Raw genomic sequence first — 22,039 nt, forward strand, 5'->3', positions numbered from 1 at the left:
GTTACTCTCCCCGCAGATCGCCGGACCGGTTTTTCTTCTGCTGGCGGCCCAGCTCACGGACAGCCATCACACTGACACCGGCCACCAGACCAACCACACCGCCGAGCAGACCGATAGCACCACCCGATACCGAACCGCCCTCTTTCAGATCCACATCCGGTTTTTCAGCGCGCGGTGTCTGGTTCTGTACCCCGGCCAGCTGATGAATACCTTTATGAAAGCCGATACCGGCCTCATTACAGCCGTAACACGGATGCCCGATAGCCACCGGCCACACACCGCCGACATCGCAGAACTGCAATGTGGAGCAGTTACCGTACGTTTCCGGCCCTTTGCAGCCGAGGTGATAGAGACACCAGCCTTCGCGGTGACCGTGGTCGCCGAACGCTTTGGCAAAACGTCCGGCGTCAAAGTGAGCGCGGCGCTCGCAGTGTTCGTGGATCAGACGACCGTACGCAAACAGCGGTCGGTTTTTGTCATCCAGCCCCGGGGCTTTGCCGTAAGTGATGATGTGAGCAACCGTTGCCAGGAAGTTATGCGGGTTAGGCGGGCAGCCCGGAATATTAATCACGGTTTTGCCGGGCAGAACCGCTTCCAGTGATGCCGCGCCGGTCGGGTTATCACCGGCGGCAGCCACCCCGCCCCAGGCGGCACAGGAGCCGATGGCAATAATCGCGGCAGCACCCTCCGCCGCACGGCGGATATGATCGGCAATCGGCTCGCCGGCGATCATGCAGTAAATGCCGTTATCCTTCAGCGGTACAGAGCCGTCCACCACCAGCACATATTTGCTTTTGTATTTCTCAATCGCATTGTGTTTGTTGGCTTCCGCCTGATGACCGAATGCCGCTGAGAGTACCTCGTGGTACTCCAGCGAAATCATATCAAGGATGAGATTTTCGATGGTCGGGTGCGTCGCCCGGAGCAGGGACTCAGTGCAACCGGTACACTCCTGTGCAGATATCCAGATGACGGGGGGACAATCCTTACGGCTGACGGACGCCGCGATTTCGGCAGATGTATTTGCACTGAGACCCATGGTGGCCGCTAACGCCGCACAGAGTTTCAGAAAGCTTCGCCGGTTAATACCCTCAGAAGTGATATCCGAAGTAATAAAGGTATTATCTTCGATCATTCTCTCTATTCCGTTGTGTTAATTTAATATTAATATAATCCGCTTATTATTAAATTACTGAGACACGGAACATAATCAATAAACAAAAAAATAAAATCAGAAATATTATTTTACAGATAATGAGAATTTTTTCTATTTTTAACATTTAATCTATTTATCGGTTTTATTAATTTATATCAATTTAAAATATAACGTACCGGCGTTCAGCAATGAGAATGGCGGAGTTTTTCACTACCGACAGGAAGAAAGACAGCATTTACCGGATGAATATCACCGGTTCATCAGACGCAATCCGGGGTGTTTTCAGAATTAACTGAGTCCGGCGAAATAATACATTTCGTACAACCGATGCTGTTTAAAATAAAAATGAAATACATTCTCATCCGGTATAATTTAATCGGTTAAGCACAAATAAATAACAAATTAAATAAATTACATCTGATTTATTTACCGGTGGATATCAATTAATACAATATGGCTTTTGGCTGTTTTGACTTAAATCAATTAATATTGAATTTCTCATTACTCTTACACTCTGCATTAAATTAGGAAAATCAGATATTAATACTACAAATAAGCGTAAATACAGAAAATATCACCATAAGAACACAATAAGATGTTTATTATTATAATGTTGTTATCTGTTTATACTTAGCTGATTATTTATATTCTGTTTATTATTCATTTTAATAGTGATCATCACCTGAAATAATCATTTCACTTTCATACTTTCTGATCTTTTTTGTGCAAAAAATCAGCATTACAGACATTCTTAAATTTCCCTAAATTCCCTGCATTGACTGTTCTTAACTAAAATCCTAGGATCTTATTATTCTCTTTCCGCCCCCGAAAAAAAATATTTTCTTTTATTTATTAATTAAATAACACAGATTTTCACGTGTTTTTAAAAAACCACCACGGGCAAAAAAATGAAAATCAATAAACTTTCCTTTCTGATACTTTCCGCAATGGGGATGTCGTACGCCTCTGCCGGTTATGCTGTGATACCTGAACCGATTCCTGAATTTTCCTTCAGTGATGAATCCAAACGTATTGATAGTATTAAAAATAGCGGCAGCTATAGCAATGCGGATGCTGATGTACTGGCGGATGTCAGTGCAGGCAAAGGATTTACGGTAAAAGGTTATAAATACCTGACCGGAATAGATATCAATTACTCTGCGGCAAAAAAACCGAATGTCAGATTTCAGGATGATACCCACCTGATCGGCACGACCATCGGGCACTCGACGACCCACCTGGGCGATTCATTCAGAGCAACCCCTTTTGATAACAGCAGCGTTATCGGTATTACCCTGAAAGGGATTGATGCGGGCCATGTCGCTAACCTGCAAATGTATAACGGCACGACATCCTACAACACCACCGTGGATACCTTCGGTGTGATGGAGTTACGCACCGCATCTGACACCAAACAACGGGTATCGGCTTATAATACCCGTGTAAATAAAGACGGTAAGCTGACTGTCGGCTATAACGCCTATGCTGAAAATAATCTGATTGACGGCGGTGAGCTGTACATTCCTGTCAGTAATCCGGATGCAGAAACCCGGAGTACCCTTATTCGGAATGGCGGTACCTATACACAGGATAGTGGTACAGCCACCAATAACTATATTACCGGCGCAGGAAGCTATCACGCCGTGTCCGGGCTGGCACTGAACAACTATATCTATGACGGCGGCTATCAGTCGGTTTATGTCAATGACCGTACCGGTGCCAAAAACACCACGATTTATACAGGCGGCACACAGCGGGTACGCTCCGGGACGGTTGAGGATACCGTGATATACGGTCAGCAGCTGGTGACAAACCATGACGGTGACTGGAAAGACGGCAGGTGGGTTGAGAACAGTGATCCTGAAGCAAAATGGGGTAATGATCCGACGGCTATTAATACACAGGTCATGGCAGGCGGTGTTCAGAATGTCGGACTGAACGGCAAAGCCTCCGATACCACTATTTATAGAGACGGCCTTCAGCTTGTCGGCAAATATGCGGAAGCGGCCACTACCCTGGTTGACGGCGGGATCCAGCATGTTCTGGCTTACGGCGGCACAGAAGGTACCACTATCCGCAACGGCGGACAAACCATCCTCGATTACGGTGCTTACTCCTTCTATAACCTGGATGTGGAAGACGGCTCTCTGGTGATGGAAGGCGGGGATCAGCATCCGTGGCTCAGCAACTTCGGTAAAGGATCGTATGCTCAGAATGTGAATCTGACCGGTGATAATGCGTATCTCTATATCCGCCATAACGGTGATACCGGTGAATCCGTTGTCACTGTCGATAACCTGGTGAACAATGGTGTCGCCGTCTTCGGTGAACCGGGCAGCAGCAATACCGGACGCAACAGTCAGCTCAACATCAAAGAACTCTCCGGTAACGGCCTGTTTGTGATGAATACCAGCCTCGCGGACGGCAGCGGGGATTTCCTCAGTGTCTCGGATAAAACAGACGGTAAGTTTGGTGTCCGTGTTATGGATTCCGGTAAGGCGCTGGTCAGTAACACCACCGACCCGGATCGCTATCATCTGATCCACGCCGCCGGCAGTCAGAACGATACGTTTACCATGACCAACAAGAGTGTGGATCTCGGAGCCTATAAATATTATCTGGTGCAGGATAAAAATTCAGCGGATGAATGGTATCTGTCACCCACCAAAGAAACTCCGCCGGTTGGCCCGGTTGACCCGGTTGACCCTGTGGATCCGGAACCTGAACGCCCGGATCTCTCTGAACCGGGTAAAACCGCAATGATGATTGCCAACGCCCTGCCGCAAATCTGGCGGAGCGAACTGAGTACGCTGCGCGCCCGTCTCGGTGAGCTGCGCAATAACCCGCAGGTGAATCTCGGTGTCTGGTCGAAAGTCACCGGCGGACGCCACAATATCAGTAATAATGAAGTCGCCTACCGTCATGATATCAGCGGCATTGTCGCCGGTGGTGACAAAATGACGGAGCTGGAAAACGGCTATCTCTGGAGCGGCGTTGTTGCCGGGTATTCTCACTCCTCTCTGAAGATGGATAAAAACGACGGTACCATAAACAGTTACAGCCTCGGCGTTTACACCACCTGGCAGCATAAATCCGGTATCTATGTGGACGGTGTGGTGAAAGCCAACCATTTCCGCAGTGATTATGATGCGCAGTTTAATGACGGCAAAACCTCTGCCAACAGTAACACCAACGGTATCGGCTTCTCTGTTGAAACCGGTAAGTACTTCGAAAAAGAGAATTACTTTATCGAACCGTATGCCATGGTTGCCGCCTTCCGCGGCCAGGGCGCGGATTACCGCTACAGTAATGAGATGAGTATCAAAGCCGATGCCGCCCGCTCGTTCAGCGGTGAGCTGGGTGCCACCTTCGGGAAAAACTTCGTGCTGGAAAACGGTACACAAATCAAACCGTATATCCGCGTGGCCGTGAACCATGAATTCCTGAAAAACGGTGATGTGGAACTGAATAAACAAGGGAAACGGACCAATGATATGTCCGGCACCACCGGGAAATACGGTATTGGTGTTGATGCAAAACTGAATGATAACTGGGCTGTCTACGGCGAATTCAACTACGCCAACGGCAGTAAACAGGAAACGCCGTACAGCGGCTTCCTGGGTGTGAATTACCGGTTCTGATTGTCCGTAAAGCAAAACGGCCTGCGTATGCAGGCCGTTTTTTTATCTGTTATTAACTGATCAGACCGTGTACCAGAATCACACCGATACAGACAGGTCCCACATAACGCCAGACCAGTAATAAACTCTGACGTTTCAGTCCGGTGATATTTTCCGGAATCAGCGCATTCGCTTTACGCGACCAGCCGAAAATCAGGCAGACAGCAATACCGAACAGCGGCATCAGGATATTGGATGTCAGATAATCAAGAACATCAAAAATTGTTTTCCCGCCGAAGGTTACATCACTTAACGGCCCGAAAGATAATGACACAGGGATCCCCATCAGCATAATCGATGCCGTCACCACCAGGCCCGCTCTGCGGCGTGTCCACTGAAAACGCGTCTGAACATACGCCACAATGTGTTCCAGCAGTGAAATTGCGGATGTCAGTGCCGCCATCAGCAACAAGACAAAGAACGTCACCGCCAGCACGGAGCCGCCCGGCAGATGAGCAAAATACACCGGCATGGTCATAAAGGTCAGACCCGGACCGGCATTCGCCTCCAGACCGGCCGCCGCTAATGCCGGGAAAATCATCAGTCCGGCCAGCACACACACCATGCAGGAGAGGATCACCACCCACATGCTGGAGTTGGCAATGCTTTTGTTATCAGATAAATACGCGCTGTATGTAATGTGGATCCCCAGCCCGATAGAGAGTGAGAAGAACGCCAGACCCAGTGCATCCAGCACGCCTTTGCCGGTCAGTTTGCTGAAATCCGGATACAGGAACAGTTTCAGTCCGGCGGATGAGCCGGGTAAGCTTATCCCGACGATAATCAGCACGATCATAATAATAAACAGTAACGGCATCATGACTTTCACGGATTTTTCCAGCCCGCGCTGCACCCCGGCCAGCACCACAAAGCAGGTCATACCGGCAAATACCAGGTGGGCGATCACCGGCCACCACGGGTTACTGATAAAGCGGGTGAAGATACCGCTCAGCTGGCTGCTGTCGGTAATGTTCAGCTCACCGGCGGCGGCCATCACGGTGTAACCGATAGTCCAGCCGCCGACCACGCTGTAGAAACTGTAAATACACCACGAGCTGAATACGCCGATCACCCCGATCCACGCCCAGTGGCGTCCCATCATTTTTTTGAAAGCGTTGACGGCTTCGCTGCGGGTGCTGCTGCCGAGGATATTTTCGGCCAGTAATACCGCAAGACCGATAACAAAACTGAATAAGAGGAAAACAACCAGGAAGGCACCACCGCCGTTATTGGCGGCAACATACGAAAATTTCCAGATAGCACCGATGCCGATGGCCGACCCGGCGGCGGCTAAAATATGACCAAAACGGGATGTCCATTCCTGACTCATACGGCCTCCTGCTGTGTCATCTGAGAGACAGAAGCGGCGGCAGAACAACAGACCGATCGTGAAGCTGCGCTGATAATAATCCTTGCGGTAAAACCTGACATCATAGGAACTCTCCCTAAAAAAAACAGTTCCACCAGCAGGTTTACACGCACAAAAAAGCCACCTTGCTGGTGGCTTATGAAGAAAAACAGATAAACGGAGCCACCTAACTGAGTAGTAGGTTTAGGCTTAGCTGACGGTTCATCATGCAGTTCATCGGTTTGCTCTTCTCTTAAAATCGTTAATCTTGCTTCACAGACAGTGCCGTTATATGACACTGCCGTGATGCTCTTTTTCTGTTATACCATAAACAGAAAAGAAAAAAACACCCTTTTTTATTCTGTGCTCATGGTTTTCAGCATTTCAGTAAACGCATCGATATGATGACGCTGCGTCACCGGGTTCATAAAGACCGCTTTTTCCCCCGGAATATAGACAAACCGGTTATGCTCCGCATAAGCCGAGCAGGCGATAGAGTCCACCCAGTTGGTAAACAGCCCTGCTTTGCCGCGTTTCAGGAATAATTCGCGGTGCCGGCGGCTGTTACGCACCATCATATCATAGGCCGTTTTATCTCCGGCACAGGTCAGCTCATACGCAAACATTGCCTGCGGATCATTGACCAGTTTCGGTGAATAGAGACGGAAACCGACACTCGGCCCCTGGTTTTCCGGCACCATCACACAGGCATTCCCCAGCGATAACAGCCGATTGCGCATATAGTTCGCATTTTGCAGACAGTGCGCAATGATGGTCTGATAACCTTCGGCACCCAGATAATGCAATCCGGCATACGCGCCGAATACACCGACACCGCTGCGGCTGCACTCAATGGTGGATTGCAGGTGAGTCTGCCCTTCCAGCGCATGCTCAAAATAGGTGAAGTTCTCCGGGTCATTTTCCAGGGCTTTAAAATCATCACCGTCACGCACCATCACCAGACTGGAGGTATACGGCACATAACCCCATTTGTGGAAGTCGATAGTGATGGAATCGGCATATTTCAGCTGTTTAAATTTCGCCACATTGTGACGCAGACCAGCCAGGGTGGCATCGTTAATCGCCAGCGGGTTGGTATTAAAATCATAATCAATAAAGAAAATAATCGGCCAGCCGACCGCCGCATCCACGTGAATATGCGGTTTTTCGGTAATTTCAAATTCTTCACACAGACGGTTGCGCAAATCATAAACCTGTTTGATCTCATCCACACCAAAGGTATCAGTTGTTCCCGCCGTCAGTAAAATGACCGGAATCTTACAGTGGACGGTATAGCAGGCACGGATTTGCTGTTCCAGATCCGCCAGGTCGATGGTGTTATCTGACGTGACCCTGATACGGATTGTTTTATTGGTGATATCCACACCTAACAGGGACAGGTTAGTCATATTGGAGTAGTGACCACCCTGTGAGTTGATGATACGGAAATCCTGATCAACCGACATTCCGAGGTGTTTTGACTGTTTCAGCGATTTACGGATCCCGAACAGATAACCGTACAGGTTACACATGGTTCCGCCCTGGGTGAACAGACCGGACGCTTTGTCCGCATCATAGCCAATCAGATTGGCCACTTTGCGGATAACGGTTTTTTCCATGTTATCCGCCACGCCGGAGTACTCGCAGTACACCATGTTCGGGTTACCCAGTAATCCCAGCATGGAGCCGTAAACTGCCGGGTCTGACGGCATGGCAATAACGTTTTCCACCGCCAGCGGATTTTCCCAGTTTTTGCACAGCGCGGACGCAAACACCAGTAAATCATCCTGCCCTTCTCCCGGACAGGTCACGTTCTGACGGACATGTGACTCACCCGCCAGCTGAGCAAACAGATCCTTCCCCTGCGGATAACGGTTGATCTGCTGCACATCCGCATCAGTGGTCTGACGGAATTGCGTAATTGCCCGAATTTGCGGATGATTAAAAATCGGCCATTTACCGGGATCCCGGCTGAAGAAATCACTGATGACGTTTTGATATTTAACGTCGAAATCTTTATTTAACGCATTCGCGGACGCGAGCGTGATAAGTTCTGACTGATTCACAATGAGCTCCAAAATAGTAAATTACACTGAGGTAATGTCATTACTTTGCGCCAAATTCATTGCATTTTAAATGATAGCCTAACTATAAATCACAGTGACAAACTTAAATAAAATGAAATAAAATCAATTAAATACATAAAACAACAACCCTTTTTAGCCACTAAGTTTTTTTGAGAAATGACGTCGAGATCACAAATTTTTAATCCAAAAAATAAGAAAAAATAAGATTTTAAATTTACATAATAAGTTATTTACTGGTTTTTTATTCTACAAAGAACCGTTAAATACAAAACATTAACAATGCCGGTGCAATACTTAATAATGCATTGTTTAATTTTGTTTATTGTTTATTTTCTGTCGTTATTTTTCTTCTGCTGAAAAATCACGGTTATTTTGCTTCTTTTTTCCGTTTTCCGTAGCCATTCACTTCTCCAGCCAGATAAAATACTGCCGGATAATAAAAATACCATGAATATAACTAATGAATGTTGATGAGTGATTTTTTATCAACGGTATGAAGTACATCAATAATAGATTGATTTTAAATATAAATATTATTTTTCCATAATTAACCGGCTATTATTCCGCCGGTTGTTGTGGTTTTGTAATCACTGGTTTTTCCCCTGAAATCCTTATAATTAGCTAAGCCTGCGGTCCGGTGATAAGCTTTCTTTAATTTTTATCTTTATTCTGCCGTTAAAATGGATGAATTGTTTCATTGTGTAATAATTTTATTTATCAAAGGCGCTACTATGTCCGGCCTCCGACTGTTCAAACAACTCATTACCAAAGAATTCTGCCCCGGTATGCACTGGGATTCCGCCCGTAACCGCTTTAAATTTGCGGCCCGCAGCCTGTTTATGCCGCTGTCTACCATGAAATACCTGTCCGGCCTGACAGATACCGCCTGCTGCGATGCGATCCTGAAAAAACAGCCGCTGCTGCCGACCAAATTACAGCGTCCGTATCTGAGTATTAATTTTCACCGGAAAAATAAGTCGGCGGCTATCTGTGACCATTACCGGATCACCAAAGCCGTTCTGCCGCCGGAAGTATTCAGCCAAATCTACAGTAACGAGCGTTTTTATCTCTGCCCGGTTGAGGGAAAAGAGGGTCTTTGCCACCTTTGGCTGGATGTGCAGGATGCATTTAACAAAGAGGGTGAACTGACGCTGGAAATGCGGGATGATGCCGGAGAGATTCTGGCGCGCAGTGCCTTCACGCTGCTGAACCTGAACGAAAAACGGACGCTGTTTATCGGCGCACTCCAGGGCGGTGTCAGTGAACAGGCGCACCATGCTATCCGCGCAGCGACCAAAAACTGCCACGGTGTATTTCCCAAACGTATTCTCACGGAAGTCATCTGCCTTATCGCTTCACTGTTTCAGTGTCAGCAGATTATTGCGTCCAGTAATGAAACGCATATTTACCGCAGCCGCCGTTACCGCCATAAAAAACTGACACAATGGGTGGCCGATTATAATACTTTCTGGGAATCTGTCGGGGGCACCGCCAACCCGCAGCAGGAATATATACTTCCGCTGACCCTGCCGCGTAAACCTGCGGAGGAAATAGCCAGTAAAAAACGTGCCGAATACCGCCGCCGTTATCAGTTACTGGATACTGTGGCGCAGGCCGTGTGTGAACGCCTGCAACTGCCGCCGGCGGAAAATAAAACAGCTGTTCAACATAACGTTATTTAAGAAAAAACCTTCATTTACAGCAGGTTTGACCGGTAATTGACATTTCATTACAGAACTTATTGATTTTCCGTAAAATATAATCTGCAAAAGGCTGAATTTAATCTTAATATTGTTTCAGGGAACCGGAAAAAATTCACTGTCTCCGCTACCTCTAATTTGCTAAAGTGGCCGGATTTACCGATGTGTATATCAGGGGTTCCGGCCATATCAGCAGAAATGCCCCATAACATAAAATAAGTTTACTTCAGATCCGGGAATAATTGATGGAAACAATGCAGCAACTTTTTTTTGCCCTCTGGCATCAGGACTATGAAACCCTGTCAAATCCGTCCCTGTTGTGGGCGATTTACATTATGCTGTTTGCCATTCTGTTCCTGGAAAACGGCCTGCTTCCCGCTGCATTTTTACCCGGCGACAGCCTGCTGATTCTTGTCGGTGTTCTGATCGCCAAAGATACGCTCGATTTCCCGACAACCCTGATAGTTCTCACCGCCGGAGCCAGTCTCGGCTGCTGGGTGGGCTATTTACAGGGGCGCTGGCTCAGTAATACCCGGATTGTGAAAGGCTGGCTGTCTCATCTGCCCCCGCATTACCATCAGCGGGCACACAGTTTATTCCACCGTCACGGCCTTGCGGCACTGTTAGTCGGTCGTTTCCTGGCGTTTATCCGTACCCTGCTGCCGATGCTGGCGGGGATCGCCGGTCTGAATTCACGCCGTTTTCAGTTTTTCAACTGGCTGAGCGGCTTCCTGTGGGTCGGTATTTTAACCACCCTCGGTTACGGCCTCGGTATCAGCCCGATTTTCCGCAAGTATGAACATCATCTGATGAATATCCTGATGCTGATCCCGGTGGTGCTGCTGGTCTTTGGTCTGATCGCCAGCCTGTGGGTGGTGTGGAAACGCCGGCGGACAAAACCGTCTGACGACACGCACGCGCAGTAAATCAACAGACTATTTTTCCGGCCGGTGCAATTACAGCAGCCGGCCGGGATACATTATCTCCCCGGCCGCCATTTCAGCGTCATTTCGTCTGAATTATCCCGGCATCCCCCGTAATGTGCAGAACAATGCCGGAAAATAAACTATAATTTACCTTTAATTGCAGATAAAAAGCGGTTATTTTGAATCTGCTACGGTATAACCACCACGAGGAGTTCCTATGTCACATCATACAAATGAAGAGTTACGCGCTGAACTGAAATCATTGGCTGACACCCTGGAATCTGTGCTGAGTACGGCAGAAAGCAAATCCAAAGAAGAAGTGGATTCGCTGAAGAAAAAAGCACAGGCCGCACTGGAAAAATCCCGTACCCGTCTGGCGGAAGGGAAAGAGCAGGTTGTGCAGCAGACAAAAGAGATCGCCGGCAAGGCCGATAATTATGTCCGCGAAAATCCGTGGACCGGTATCGGTATCGGTGCCGCTGTCGGTGTGGTGTTAGGCGTTTTACTGGCCCGCCGCTGAGTTATGACCGATCAGGAGCGTCCGCAGGGGCCCGGCAAAGGGCTCCTTGATACACTGACACGTATCGCCGCCATTGTGATCAGCATGGCTGAGACCCGGCTCCGGCTTGTCGCCACGGAGCTGGAAGAAGAGAAATCCAGCCTGATCCAGCTGATTTTACTGGCCGGTACCGCTCTGTTGCTGACGGCATTCGGGCTGATGAGCCTGATGATTCTGGTTATGTGGGCGGTCGATCCTGTCTACCGCCTGACCGCAATGATTATCATGACATCGGTTCTGCTCGGCGGGGCGCTGATTTTCGCCCTGTGTGCCGTCCGCAAAGCCCGCCGTTCATCCTTACTGGGCGCGACCCGCGAACAGCTGGCGATAGACCGGCAACTGCTGGAAAGAAAAAAGCAGCAGGAGCAGGATCATGAATAAGCATCAGCGTGCCGAACGCGCCCGCAAAAAACAGGCACTGATTGACACTATCGCTGCCCAGCGCAGCGATCTGTCACAGGCCACGGATCAGTGGCTGAAAAAAACCGAGTCATTCGATCGCACCTGGCAAACATTATCACAACTGCGTCCGCTGGTTGTGGCGGGTGTCAGCCTGTTGTCCGTCTTTGCTGTCCGCCATCCGAAAAAACTCGTCCGCTGGGGGCAACGCGCCCTGGGGCTGTGGGGTGTCTTCCGCACACTTCAGAACAGCTTACCCCGTAACAAACAGCACTGACATATTCCCCCGCATTCAAAAATTTTGAATTTGTTTATTAAGAATTCTTGCTAACAATCCTTATCATTCGCACTTACTATTATCCCAACGAAACGGATTGGCACATCGTGCCATTTAAACAAAAGAATATGTGACACAGTCCTCATATTTACTATTCAGTATTGTTGAGCTAATAAGGATCTCACAATGAACAACTACGCTATTTTAGTCGCCCGTATCATGATGCCTGTCTTATTTATTGTGGCCGGATACAGCAAATTAGGGGATGCTTATGCAGGTACTCAGCAATATATGCAGGCAATGGGTGTTCCGGGAGCATTACTGCCGTTAACCATTCTGCTTGAACTGGGCGGCGGGCTGGCCATCCTGTTTGGTTTTTTAACCCGCACAACCGCGATTTTCACCTTTGCTTTTACTGTACTGACCGCCCTGCTGTTCCACAGCAATTTTGCGGAAGGTGCCAACCAGTTAATGTTTATGAAAAACTTTACCATTGCAGGTGGTTATTTACTGCTGGCGGTAACCGGACCGGGTAAATTCAGTATCGATTATTTACTGAAAAAGAAATGGTAATCACATTCAGGCAAAGCCACACAGCAATATAATAATAATATTATGAAACATCCGCGCCGGCGGATGTTTCTGCTTTTTTTACATGACCATCGCGGGTAAAGAATATCAGATCTGATAACGGCTTATTAAACAAATATTCATAATTCAGTGTTGCCATACGAATATCCGAAAATCCGGCTTCCTGATAGGCAATACACGGGTATAAGCCATACCAGTTATCTTTATCCATCAGCTCGTTCCAGACAACATCAATACTGTGCGATTCATTCGGTTCATCGCCTGCAGTAATCCGGCAAACAGACTCACTGAAGGCCTGATACAGTGTCTCTGCGTAACCCCGGTTCACAATATAGGCATTTGTACAGTGTGAATATTTCAGTTTCAGTGAATACCACTCCGGTTCATGCTCATAGACATGATAATAATTTCCGCCCAGTAACGCGACATCCCAGTCTCTTTCCCGCAAAGCCGATAAAAAAACATTCGCCTGCCGGATATGCTCATCATCATAATAAAAATTGTTATCATCCTCGACGACCAGTACCGGTCCCCAGTCATTGTCGATAATCATCTTCATCACTGCGACATGAGAAAGTGCACATCCCAGAAATCCCGGACTTTTCGCGACCGCATCAAAACAGACAATTTTATGGTGCGGAATTTCAATATTTGCCAGCGCTTCCAGAATATCGAATTTGCGATCCGGCCGTGATGCGAGATTGATATAAATAACCTTCTCAAAAAAATCATGATCAAATGCAAAATCCACATCCGACATAAACCGCTTCAGATCCACATTGCCCCCTGCACATTCACTGATGAAATATTTCTGCTATGACCGCTGGTATCCGGTAAAGGCTAACGGATAAATAGTTACCGTCAATTGCTGTTGTTCTTATTATTGATGGAAGATGCCGCAACAGACCGCCGGCACGCAAAAAAAATGCCCGCCCTGCATAACAGGGCGGGCATACTGATGCGGTTCAGTAATATAAAAATTTATTTTCCGCTGAACAATTTCGGAATTTCCCGCAGACACCATGCTTTGGCCTCACCCATGCTGTCACGGCGCCACGCCATAATCACATTGGTTTCGTGGCTGTATTCGGAACCGATCACTTTCAGGCGGCCTTCCTGAATATCTTTTTCCACCATCGGGTACGGCATACTCGCCACCCCCAGCCCGGCAAGCAGAGCCCGGCGTTTATCATCAATAGAACTGACCGTCAGACGCTGTTGTTTGTCCAGCAGTAACACCGTCAGCACCGGTCGTTCACGGGCGGTATCCGCCACCGCAATTCCCCGGTATTTCACCCGGGTGGTATCGGATAACGGCTCCGGCTCTTTATGGATAGGGTGATCCGGTGCCGCCACGTACACATTCACCACGGAATAGAGCGGGCGGGAGTTGATTTCAGAGGAGGTGCGGAAATGCATATCCGGCGCAATCACGATATCGGCGCGCCCGGTTTCCAGCCGCTCCCAGGCCCCGGCAAGCACTTCGGTCGCCAGGGTCAGCTGAGTGGTGGATTTCTGTGCCAGTTTGTCCACCAGCGGGAACAGCGAGGCTGCCGGGATCAGCGCCTCACAGACAATGGTCAGATGCGGCTCCCAGCCTCTTGCCAGAGCTTCCGCATCACTGGTCAGTTTATCCGCTGCCTCCAGCAGCAGGCGGCCGCGTTCCAGCAGCATCCGCCCGACATTGGTGAATTTTGTCCGGTGACCCGAGCGGTCAAACAGAACAACATCCAGCTCTTCTTCCAGTTTCTGCATGGTATAGCTCAGGGCAGATGGTACACGCCCCAGTTCTTCTGCCGCCGCCGCAAAACTTCCCCGGCGGTCGATGGCATCCATCACGCGCAATGATTCCAGCGTCAACGCTTTGTCTTTACTCATCATTATCTCAGTCAGAAATTTTGAATGTCGCCACCAGATTAACTGGCTAACAATTCAGCGTCCAGCCCTTTATTATTTCACTATGTTGAATAACAGGCAGACCATTATGATTATACACAGAACCGCCGGACAGGCCGGGTCCGCCGACTATGGCTGGTTACAGGCAAAATATGCATTCTCTTTCGGACACTATTTTGACCCCGGATTTATGGGATACGGTCCGCTGAAAGCCCTGAATCAGGAGGTACTGGCGCCCGGTGCCGGTTTCCAGCCCAAATCCTATCCCGATGTGGATATTGTAAACCTGATCCTCAGAGGGAAGCACGATATTCGTGATAATGACGGGCTGTATCTGGAGAGCAGACAGGATGAGTGTCTGTTTTTCTCACCGCGCAAGGATACCAGTTACACCGAAACCAATCCCTGTCAGGCATCCCCGCTGACCCGGATTCAGATCTGGCTGAAAGCCGCACGCGGCAGCCTGCGCGGCAGTTCACAAAAACTGATGCTGACACAGCAGCCGGTACAGCTGATTGCCTCACCGGACGGTGAAAACGGCAGTCTTGATTTACAGCAGGGTGTGCGGATTTCCCATATTCTGCTCCCTGCCGGTGAATCCCTGACACTGCCGCTGTACGGCAAACGGGCATTTTATCAGTCGGTTCACGGTACGGTGACGGCGGATGACGGGCAAAAACAGGGGATAATTGAGTGTGGGGACGGTGCGTTTATACAGGACAGCCGGGAAGTGACCTTTCAGGCGAAAACGTCCTGCCGGGCACTGCTGATTGATATTCTTACCTGATACACGGTTCTGAAATGAAACAACCCCGCGTCAGACGCGGGGTTGTGATAGTGAGGAGTCAGCCGTTAAGCCGGGTTCTGTCGTGGACAATCATTCCTCTGGGCCAGCACTCACGCACTGGCTCAAGCAGCCTACCCGGGTTCAGTGCGGGCCGCACCATATGAACCCCTATTTGGCCTTGCTCCGGGTGGAGTTTACCGTGCCGCGGACTGTTACCAGCCGCGCGGTGCGCTCTTACCGCACCCTTTCACCCTTACCTGTGCCCTTACGGGCCATCGGCGGTTTGCTCTCTGTTGCACTGGTCGTAGGCTCACGCCTCCCAGACGTTATCTGGCACCCTGCCCTGCGGAGCCCGGACTTTCCTCCCCTTTACCCGTCTCCCGGAGGGACTACGATAAAGCAGCGATTGCCTGGCTGACTCCGCTGCGGATTATAAGCAGCTTTCCCGCTGATGTACAGAATAACTCCGCGACGAAAGAGCGGATGGCGGGAAATGCATCACTCCGCAGCTGAATTCCCCTCCAGGGTGTAGCGGTAAAGGGCATTTTTCTTCACACCGTACAACTCTGCCACCACGGCAGCCGCTTTTTTCGGCGGCAGTTCTTTCTGTACAATCGCCAGCGCACGCAAAATTTCCGGGCTGAATTCCTCATCCTGAACCGGTTTCGCCCCTTCCGCAATCAGCACCATCTCCCCCTTGCGGCGGTTTTCGTCTTCCAGAATCCAGGCCAGCAGTTCCCCGACCGGTTTTCCCTGAATAGACTCCCAGGTTTTGGTCAGCTCCCGCGCCAGTACCACATAGCGGTCTTCCCCCCAGACGGTGACCATATCAGCCAGTGTGTCCAGAATACGGTGGGTGGATTCATAAAAAATCAGCGTGCGCGGTTCATCGGCCAGTGCCCGCAATGTGTCCTGACGGCTCTTGGTTTTGGCGGGCAGAAACCCTTCGTAACAAAATCGATCAGACGGCAGACCGGCGGCACTCAGCGCGGTGACAGCGGCACAGGCACCGGGCAGCGGGATCACAGTAAGCCCCGCATCACGGGCGCGGCGGACCAGATGATAACCGGGATCGTTAATTAAAGGTGTACCTGCATCGGACACTAATGCGATACTGACCCCGGACTGTAATTTGGTAATTAATTGATCTGCTTTATACTGTTCATTATGATCATGCAGCGCAAACAACCGGTTATTAATACCGAAGTGAGAAAGTAATAAGCCGGTATGCCGGGTATCTTCCGCTGCAATCAGATCGACATTCGTGAGCACCTCAAGCGCGCGTGCCGTGATGTCCTTCAGATTACCGATCGGTGTCGGCACAACATAAAGTGTCGCTGCCGCAACCACGGCTTGATTAGGTTGATTCATTGTTTCGTCCAGATGATCACATTAGAATTGAGCTTTCAGAAAACTATAACCGGGTACAGTATGTTTTCCTTAACTTTATCGCGTTACCGCAGGCAATTACTTTGTACCGCACTCTTTTCCACACTGGTTCTCTCAGGGTGTACACCCGATAACCAGCATGCGGGTACTACCGGCAAAGGCCAGCCGGAAACATTGGTTCAGCAATATCAGAAGGTTATTGATGCTGCGGCCGGAAAACCGTCCGTTGATGCTATCCGTGCCTATATCGCGCAGGAGCCGCTGCTTTCTGATCCGGATGCACATCAGCAGAATATTGATGAAACCTGGCTGATGCTAACACGTTTTACCCCGGATGAGCGCAATAACATTCAGGTTAACGCAGATGAAAGTGTATTACAGGGCTGGATTGACCTGCTTTTTCTGTATCAGAACAACCAGCAGGATCTGAAAGCGCTTTCCGCTGCACTCGGTGACTGGCAAATCCGCTACCCGGATAACCCGGCCGCCAAATCCCTGCCGCAGGATCTTATCCAGATACTGAGCAGCACCTACGGTCAGACCGGTAACAATGCCCGTGTCGCCCTGTTCCTGCCGCTGAGCGGTCAGGCGAAACTGATGGGTGATGCTATCCGTCAGGGCTTTACCGATGCACAAAACGGGGCGGTATACAGTACCGGTTACCGCGCTGCTGAAATGCCGGCTGCACAGCCGGTCAGCACAGAGCCGGTACCGGCGCAGACCACACTCAGCCCGGCGGATCCGGATAGAGACATCACCACCCCGGACGAAGCAAACGGCGCACCGACTAATGACAGCACCGCAGACGGCGCAACGGCTGCAAGCCCGGTGTCTGCCCCGCAGGCACTGCCGTACAGCGGCGAATCCCGCACAGTGACTGATGTAAAAATCTATGATACCGACAGCCAGCCGCTGGTAACCCTGCTGGCACAGGCACAGGCTGACGGAATGGATCTGATCGTCGGGCCGTTGCTCAAAGGGGATGTTGCCACGCTGGCGGCAGCAAACACCCCGCTGAACATTCTGGCGCTCAATGAATTAGATACACCAATCGCCCGTCCTAATGTCTGCTATTTCTCGCTCTCACCGGAAGATGAAGCCCGCAACGCGGCGCAGTTTATCCTTCAGGATAATAAAACCGCGCCGCTGGTGCTGACACCGGATAACAGCTTCGGCCGCCGGATCGCACAAAGCTTTGCCGATGAGTGGCAGAAAAACGGCGGTGGTGTGGTACTGCACCAGACCTTCTCCGGCAATCCGGGCAGCGCGCTTTCACTGACCGGTGTCCCGGTGCAGCCGTCCTCATCAGCAGTAGCGCAGCCGGAAGACACGGTGGTACAGCCGCAGCCTGTCAGCGGCGGCGTGGACTCGGTCTATATTATCGCCACCTCTGATCAGCTGATTTACATCAAACCGGCACTGGAATTTGCCACCAGCGCGCGCGGACGCCCGGCGTTTTATGCCAGCTCCCGCAGCAATAAAGCCGGAACCGGTAAAGATTTTCAGTTTGAGATGGAAGGGCTGAAACTGACGGATATTCCGCTGATTGCGGGTAGTAACCCGCAGTTACTGAATCAGGCAGCCGGGAAATTCGGCAACGACTATACCCGTGTCCGCCTCTATGCAATGGGTATGGATGCATGGCGCCTGGCGAATCAGTTCGGTGATATGCAGCGTCATACTCTGCGCATGAATGGTGCCAGCGGAGATATCACTGTCACTGATAACTGCACCGTTTACCGCCACCTGCCGTGGCTGGTCTTTAAGCAGGGTAATCTTGCCCCGCTGGATGCTGTAAACTAGTCTTTATCTGAATTTTACAGGTGACAGGATGTCACCTTCATCTTGCTGGTATACAGGATATTGCTGATATACAGGGAGCGTATTTATGCTTACATGGCTGACAGGCCGTCGTCATGAACTGTTTGCCCGCCGCTGGCTGGAACGGCAGGGACTGACATTTGTTGCACAGAATGTCCGTTTCCGCCGGGGCGAAATTGATTTGATTATGCGGGACAGCGGCACCTGGGTGTTTACCGAGGTCCGCTACCGCCGCAATGCGCACTATGGCGGAGCAGCCGCCAGTGTCACAAAAACCAAGCAGCGCCGCTTACTTTATGCCGCTTCCTGCTGGTTATCTCAGCAACAGCTGAGTATGCTGACCTGTGACTGCCGTTTTGACATTTGCGCGATAACCGGTGACCATATTGACTGGCTGAAAAATGCCTTTGGTCACGCCGATTTTTGTTAATGTCGTCATCCGTTGCTGATAGCAGGACTTATACGTGTTAGACAGAATTAAACAGTGTTTTACTGAAAGTATTCAGACGCAGATTGCAGCCGCAGAAGCCCTGCCGGATGCCATTTCACGGGCAGCCCTTATGATGGTTCAGTCGCTGCTGAACGGCAATAAAATCCTCTGCTGCGGTAACGGCGGTTCGGCGGCGACAGCTTCACGCTTCGCCACCAGTATGATCCACCGGTTTGAAACCGAGCGCCCGAGCCTGCCCGCACTGGCACTGAATACCGATAATGTGGTGATGACCGCGATCGCCGCCAACCGGCAGCAGGATGAAATTTATGCCAAGCAGGTCCGCGCCATTGGTCAGACCGGTGATGTGCTGCTGGCAATATCCACACACGGCAACAGCCGCAATATCATTAAAGCGGTTGAGGCAGCGGTGACCCGTGATATGACGATCGTGGCCCTGACCGGCTACGACGGCGGGGAGCTGGCGGGTCTGCTGGGTCCGCGTGATGCGGAAATCCGCGTACCTTCACAGCACAGTGTCCGCATACAGGAAGTGCATATGCTGACGGTGAATTGTTTATGTGATTTAATCGACAATACCCTTTTCCCCCACCAGGAAGACTAAGGAGATATTATGAGAATTGTGCCCGTGGCAGCATTAATCTGCAGCGCGTTACTGTTACAGGGATGTATCGGCGCAGCACTTGTCGGATCGGCAGCTGTGGCGACCAAAGCCGCCACAGATCCCCGCTCTGTCGGCACACAGGTCGATGACGGCACACTGGAAGCCCGTGTCAGCGGCCAGCTCAATAAAGATAAAGATATCAAACAGCAGCGGATTATTCCGGTGGCTTATCAGGGGAAAGTTCTGCTGATTGGACAGGCAGACGATCTCTCCCTGGCCCGGCGGGCAAAAGAGATTGCCGCCAAAGTGGACGGCACCGAACTGGTGTATAACGAAGTTCGTCAGGGAGAACCGATTGATTTGGGAACCGCCTCCAAAGACGCCTGGATCACAACAAAAGTCCGTTCCAAACTGCTGACCAGTGATGCGGTAAAATCCGCCAATATCAAAGTGATCACTGAAAACGGTGAGATTTTCCTGTTAGGGGTGGTTACCCGTCAGGAAGGGGCGGCTGCGGCGAAAGTAGCCAGTGAAACAGATGGCGCGAAAAAAGTCACTACTGCCTTTACCTGGCTGAATTAATTCCGTCCGCTTTCGGAAACCGATAAGAAACCTGACTTAATGTCAGGTTTTTTTTATACCTGTACCGGGCGCCGGCTTTCTGTTTCCCCGCCCGAAAACAGATAAAATGCAGGATATATCAGTAAATAACAAATAATAAGAATATTATACCGAAACAGTCAGAACCACAGCGACTATCATAATTATTTATGATTTCTGCAAAAAATAAATCAGTAAGATAAATTCATTATACAATGGTTAATTGTCAGCCAGATTATTCTTCTTCAGGAACGCAGTTCCGCCCAGTAACTGCATCTGATGCAGAATCCACTGCTGGCGCTGGCGAAGATACGCAGAAGGTTTATCCGCATGCAAACGGTGCGGATTTGGCAGTACGGCTGCCAGTAATGCGGCCTCAGCAGCAGTCAGGTTCTTCGCGCTTTTACCGAAAAAATGCTGTGCCGCAGCTTCCGCACCAAAAATACCCGGCCCGAACTCCGCGATATTGAGATACACCGTCAGGATCCGTGACTTTGACCAGACCAGCTCAATGCCGGGCGTCAGCAGCGTTTCCAGTCCTTTACGTACCCAGCTGCGGCCATCCCACAGGAACAGGTTCTTGACCGTCTGCTGGCTCAGTGTGGATGCACCGCGTGCAGCCCCGCCTTTCTTACCGCTTTTTGACAGTGCATCAGAGATAGCGCCGAAGTCAAAACCGTAGTGGTGCGGGAAATTCTGATCCTCAGATGCAATCACCGCCAGCTTCAGCCGGGGAGAAATAGCATCTTCGCCCGCCCATGTACTGCGGGCAACATAAGAAAAATTAAATGTTGACCATGCCGACAGCTGTCTTTCCAGCATCACCATGGAGTAAGGAACGGGGAGGAACGCGAATAAAATTATCATTGTTACCCATAACAACATAACAAAAACAACTATTTTCCGCAGAAACCGCAATATCCTCCCCATCATTTTCCTCATCCCCTATCAGGCCAGTTCAAGCACTTTTTTCACGAGTTTATCAATCCCGATCTGAGCCTGAGCGATATCCTCAGCCAGCATATAAGCAGGGGTTGTCACGATTTTATGGGTTTCATCTACGACGATATTATCCACCGTGCAACTGACATGCACACCGCCCATTTTTGCGATCGCAGCCGCAATATCAGAATCATTACCAATAGTAAGCTGCACTGATGAATTAACGATTTTCGGGATCATTACCGGTGCAATACACATAAATCCCATCGGCTTGCCCTGAGACAACATCTCACGCGCCAACAATAAAAAATATTTATCTATTTCACAGTCAGCGCCTTTTACCGCAAAATCGCACAGGTTTTTTGCCGCCCCAAAACCCCCCGGAACAATCAGGGCATCCAGCTGTGAGGCATCCGCGTCAGCCAGCGGACGGATTTCTCCGCGGGAAATCCGTGCAGACTCTTCCAGCATATTGCGTTTCTCTGACTTTTCCTCACCGGAAAGGTGATTGATAACAGTGCGTTGAGGTTCATCCGGTGCAAAAAAATACACCTGTGCGCCGGATTGGGTTACACTGAGCAGTGAAAGAACGGATTCATGGATTTCACTGCCGTCGAAAACACCGCATCCGCTTAAAACGATACCAACAGATTTCATATCTGACTCCTTTTGTAGTAGATTAATGCTTAACCCTTTAGAGGTCCAAACACCAATCTTCATCACAGTTTTTAATGAATCTTGTAACAAAAATACTTATCTTTGCTATGTTGAAGCCTGTATGATGTAAGAGCCTATTTCATCACTCGCCTAAATAACGATAAATAGT

21 protein-coding genes and 1 other RNA gene are annotated in these 22,039 nt (G+C 49.8%); 12 read left to right on the forward strand and 10 right to left on the reverse strand.

Features of this window, described 5'->3' with window-relative positions; translation table 11 throughout:
- Position 1: 1 nt before the first annotated feature.
- Positions 2–1,135 carry a hydrogenase 2 small subunit gene (hybO, locus tag U868_RS0101815; RefSeq protein WP_025151798.1) on the reverse strand — a complete coding sequence of 378 codons (1,134 nt, stop codon included), beginning with the start codon at positions 1,133–1,135 and terminating at the stop codon, positions 2–4.
- 929 nt (positions 1,136–2,064) lie between these two features.
- On the opposite strand from hybO, the gene U868_RS23965 reads away from it, so the two are divergent.
- Positions 2,065–4,797: an autotransporter outer membrane beta-barrel domain-containing protein gene (locus tag U868_RS23965; protein ID WP_025151799.1), complete on the forward strand. Its 2,733-nt coding sequence runs from the start codon at positions 2,065–2,067 to the stop codon at positions 4,795–4,797.
- Between the two features lie 52 nt (positions 4,798–4,849).
- Here the strand turns inward: U868_RS23965 and U868_RS0101835 are convergent, their stop codons facing one another.
- Genes U868_RS0101835 through U868_RS0101840 form a run of 3 tightly spaced genes read right to left on the reverse strand, consistent with a single transcriptional unit; the run spans position 4,850 to position 8,250 of the window.
- A complete protein-coding gene (locus U868_RS0101835; RefSeq protein WP_025151800.1) occupies positions 4,850–6,166 on the reverse strand; it encodes a sodium-dependent transporter in 1,317 nt (438 codons plus the stop codon).
- The gene (locus tag U868_RS25410; protein ID WP_162817197.1) at positions 6,163–6,483 is read right to left on the reverse strand and encodes a hypothetical protein; all 321 of its coding nucleotides are present in this window, start codon (positions 6,481–6,483) and stop codon (positions 6,163–6,165) included. Before U868_RS25410 ends, U868_RS0101835 begins: the two co-directional genes overlap by 4 nt.
- Before the next feature lie 57 nt (positions 6,484–6,540).
- Positions 6,541–8,250, reverse strand: a complete 1,710-nt coding sequence (locus tag U868_RS0101840; protein WP_025151801.1) for a pyridoxal phosphate-dependent decarboxylase family protein — start codon at positions 8,248–8,250, stop codon at positions 6,541–6,543.
- A gap of 752 nt (positions 8,251–9,002) precedes the next feature.
- Between U868_RS0101840 and U868_RS0101845 the strand changes: the two genes are divergently transcribed.
- From U868_RS0101845 to U868_RS0101870, 6 genes are all read left to right on the forward strand, one after another.
- Entirely contained in the window at positions 9,003–9,953 is a 951-nt protein-coding gene (locus U868_RS0101845; protein ID WP_036411297.1) for a VirK/YbjX family protein, read from the forward strand.
- Positions 9,954–10,216: 263 nt separating this feature from the next.
- A complete protein-coding gene (locus U868_RS0101850; RefSeq protein ID WP_025151803.1) occupies positions 10,217–10,897 on the forward strand; it encodes a DedA family protein in 681 nt (226 codons plus the stop codon).
- Between the two features lie 217 nt (positions 10,898–11,114).
- Positions 11,115–11,417 carry a DUF883 family protein gene (locus U868_RS0101855; RefSeq protein WP_025151804.1) on the forward strand — a complete coding sequence of 101 codons (303 nt, stop codon included), beginning with the start codon at positions 11,115–11,117 and terminating at the stop codon, positions 11,415–11,417.
- Positions 11,418–11,420: 3 nt separating this feature from the next.
- The gene (locus U868_RS0101860; protein WP_025151805.1) at positions 11,421–11,837 is read left to right on the forward strand and encodes a phage holin family protein; all 417 of its coding nucleotides are present in this window, start codon (positions 11,421–11,423) and stop codon (positions 11,835–11,837) included.
- Positions 11,830–12,132: a YqjK-like family protein gene (locus tag U868_RS0101865; RefSeq protein WP_025151806.1), complete on the forward strand. Its 303-nt coding sequence runs from the start codon at positions 11,830–11,832 to the stop codon at positions 12,130–12,132. The genes U868_RS0101860 and U868_RS0101865 overlap by 8 nt, the downstream gene beginning before the upstream one ends.
- A gap of 186 nt (positions 12,133–12,318) precedes the next feature.
- Positions 12,319–12,705 carry a DoxX family protein gene (locus tag U868_RS0101870; RefSeq protein ID WP_025151807.1) on the forward strand — a complete coding sequence of 129 codons (387 nt, stop codon included), beginning with the start codon at positions 12,319–12,321 and terminating at the stop codon, positions 12,703–12,705.
- 40 nt (positions 12,706–12,745) lie between these two features.
- Here the strand turns inward: U868_RS0101870 and U868_RS0101875 are convergent, their stop codons facing one another.
- Positions 12,746–13,501 carry a glycosyltransferase family 25 protein gene (locus U868_RS0101875; protein WP_025151808.1) on the reverse strand — a complete coding sequence of 252 codons (756 nt, stop codon included), beginning with the start codon at positions 13,499–13,501 and terminating at the stop codon, positions 12,746–12,748.
- Between the two features lie 203 nt (positions 13,502–13,704).
- Complete coding sequence (locus U868_RS0101880; protein WP_025151809.1) at positions 13,705–14,601, reverse strand: LysR family transcriptional regulator; 897 nt, start codon at positions 14,599–14,601, stop codon at positions 13,705–13,707.
- Between the two features lie 106 nt (positions 14,602–14,707).
- Here U868_RS0101880 and U868_RS0101885 point away from each other — a divergent pair, with 106 nt between their 5' ends.
- A complete protein-coding gene (locus U868_RS0101885) occupies positions 14,708–15,406 on the forward strand; it encodes a pirin family protein (protein ID WP_025151810.1) in 699 nt (232 codons plus the stop codon).
- 50 nt (positions 15,407–15,456) lie between these two features.
- Here the strand turns inward: U868_RS0101885 and rnpB are convergent.
- Both rnpB and rsmI read right to left on the reverse strand, forming a co-directional pair.
- Positions 15,457–15,828: RNase P RNA component class A (gene rnpB / locus U868_RS23980), an RNA gene on the reverse strand.
- Positions 15,829–15,904: 76 nt separating this feature from the next.
- Complete coding sequence (rsmI, locus tag U868_RS0101890) at positions 15,905–16,777, reverse strand: 16S rRNA (cytidine(1402)-2'-O)-methyltransferase (RefSeq protein WP_025151811.1); 873 nt, start codon at positions 16,775–16,777, stop codon at positions 15,905–15,907.
- A gap of 60 nt (positions 16,778–16,837) precedes the next feature.
- Here rsmI and U868_RS0101895 point away from each other — a divergent pair, with 60 nt between their 5' ends.
- From U868_RS0101895 to dolP, 4 genes are all read left to right on the forward strand, one after another.
- On the forward strand, positions 16,838–18,598 hold the full coding sequence (locus tag U868_RS0101895; RefSeq protein WP_025151812.1) for a penicillin-binding protein activator: 1,761 nt from the start codon (positions 16,838–16,840) through the stop codon (positions 18,596–18,598).
- 85 nt (positions 18,599–18,683) lie between these two features.
- Positions 18,684–19,046 (forward strand): YraN family protein, encoded by a 363-nt coding sequence (locus U868_RS0101900; protein WP_025151813.1) that lies wholly within the window; start codon positions 18,684–18,686, stop codon positions 19,044–19,046.
- A 34-nt stretch (positions 19,047–19,080) separates the two neighbouring features.
- The gene (gene diaA, locus U868_RS0101905; RefSeq protein WP_025151814.1) at positions 19,081–19,671 is read left to right on the forward strand and encodes a DnaA initiator-associating protein DiaA; all 591 of its coding nucleotides are present in this window, start codon (positions 19,081–19,083) and stop codon (positions 19,669–19,671) included.
- Positions 19,672–19,680: 9 nt separating this feature from the next.
- Entirely contained in the window at positions 19,681–20,253 is a 573-nt protein-coding gene (gene dolP, locus U868_RS0101910) for a division/outer membrane stress-associated lipid-binding lipoprotein (protein ID WP_025151815.1), read from the forward strand.
- Positions 20,254–20,490: 237 nt separating this feature from the next.
- Here dolP and mtgA read toward each other — a convergent pair whose 3' ends face one another.
- Together mtgA and elbB are read right to left on the reverse strand one after the other, a co-directional pair.
- Complete coding sequence (gene mtgA, locus U868_RS0101915) at positions 20,491–21,213, reverse strand: monofunctional biosynthetic peptidoglycan transglycosylase (protein ID WP_025151816.1); 723 nt, start codon at positions 21,211–21,213, stop codon at positions 20,491–20,493.
- Between the two features lie 6 nt (positions 21,214–21,219).
- On the reverse strand, positions 21,220–21,870 hold the full coding sequence (elbB, locus tag U868_RS0101920; protein WP_025151817.1) for an isoprenoid biosynthesis glyoxalase ElbB: 651 nt from the start codon (positions 21,868–21,870) through the stop codon (positions 21,220–21,222).
- Between the last annotated feature and the right edge of the window lie 169 nt (positions 21,871–22,039).

The organism is Morganella morganii H1r (assembly GCF_000633515.1).
Classification (GTDB): Bacteria; Pseudomonadota; Gammaproteobacteria; order Enterobacterales; family Enterobacteriaceae; genus Morganella; species Morganella morganii_B.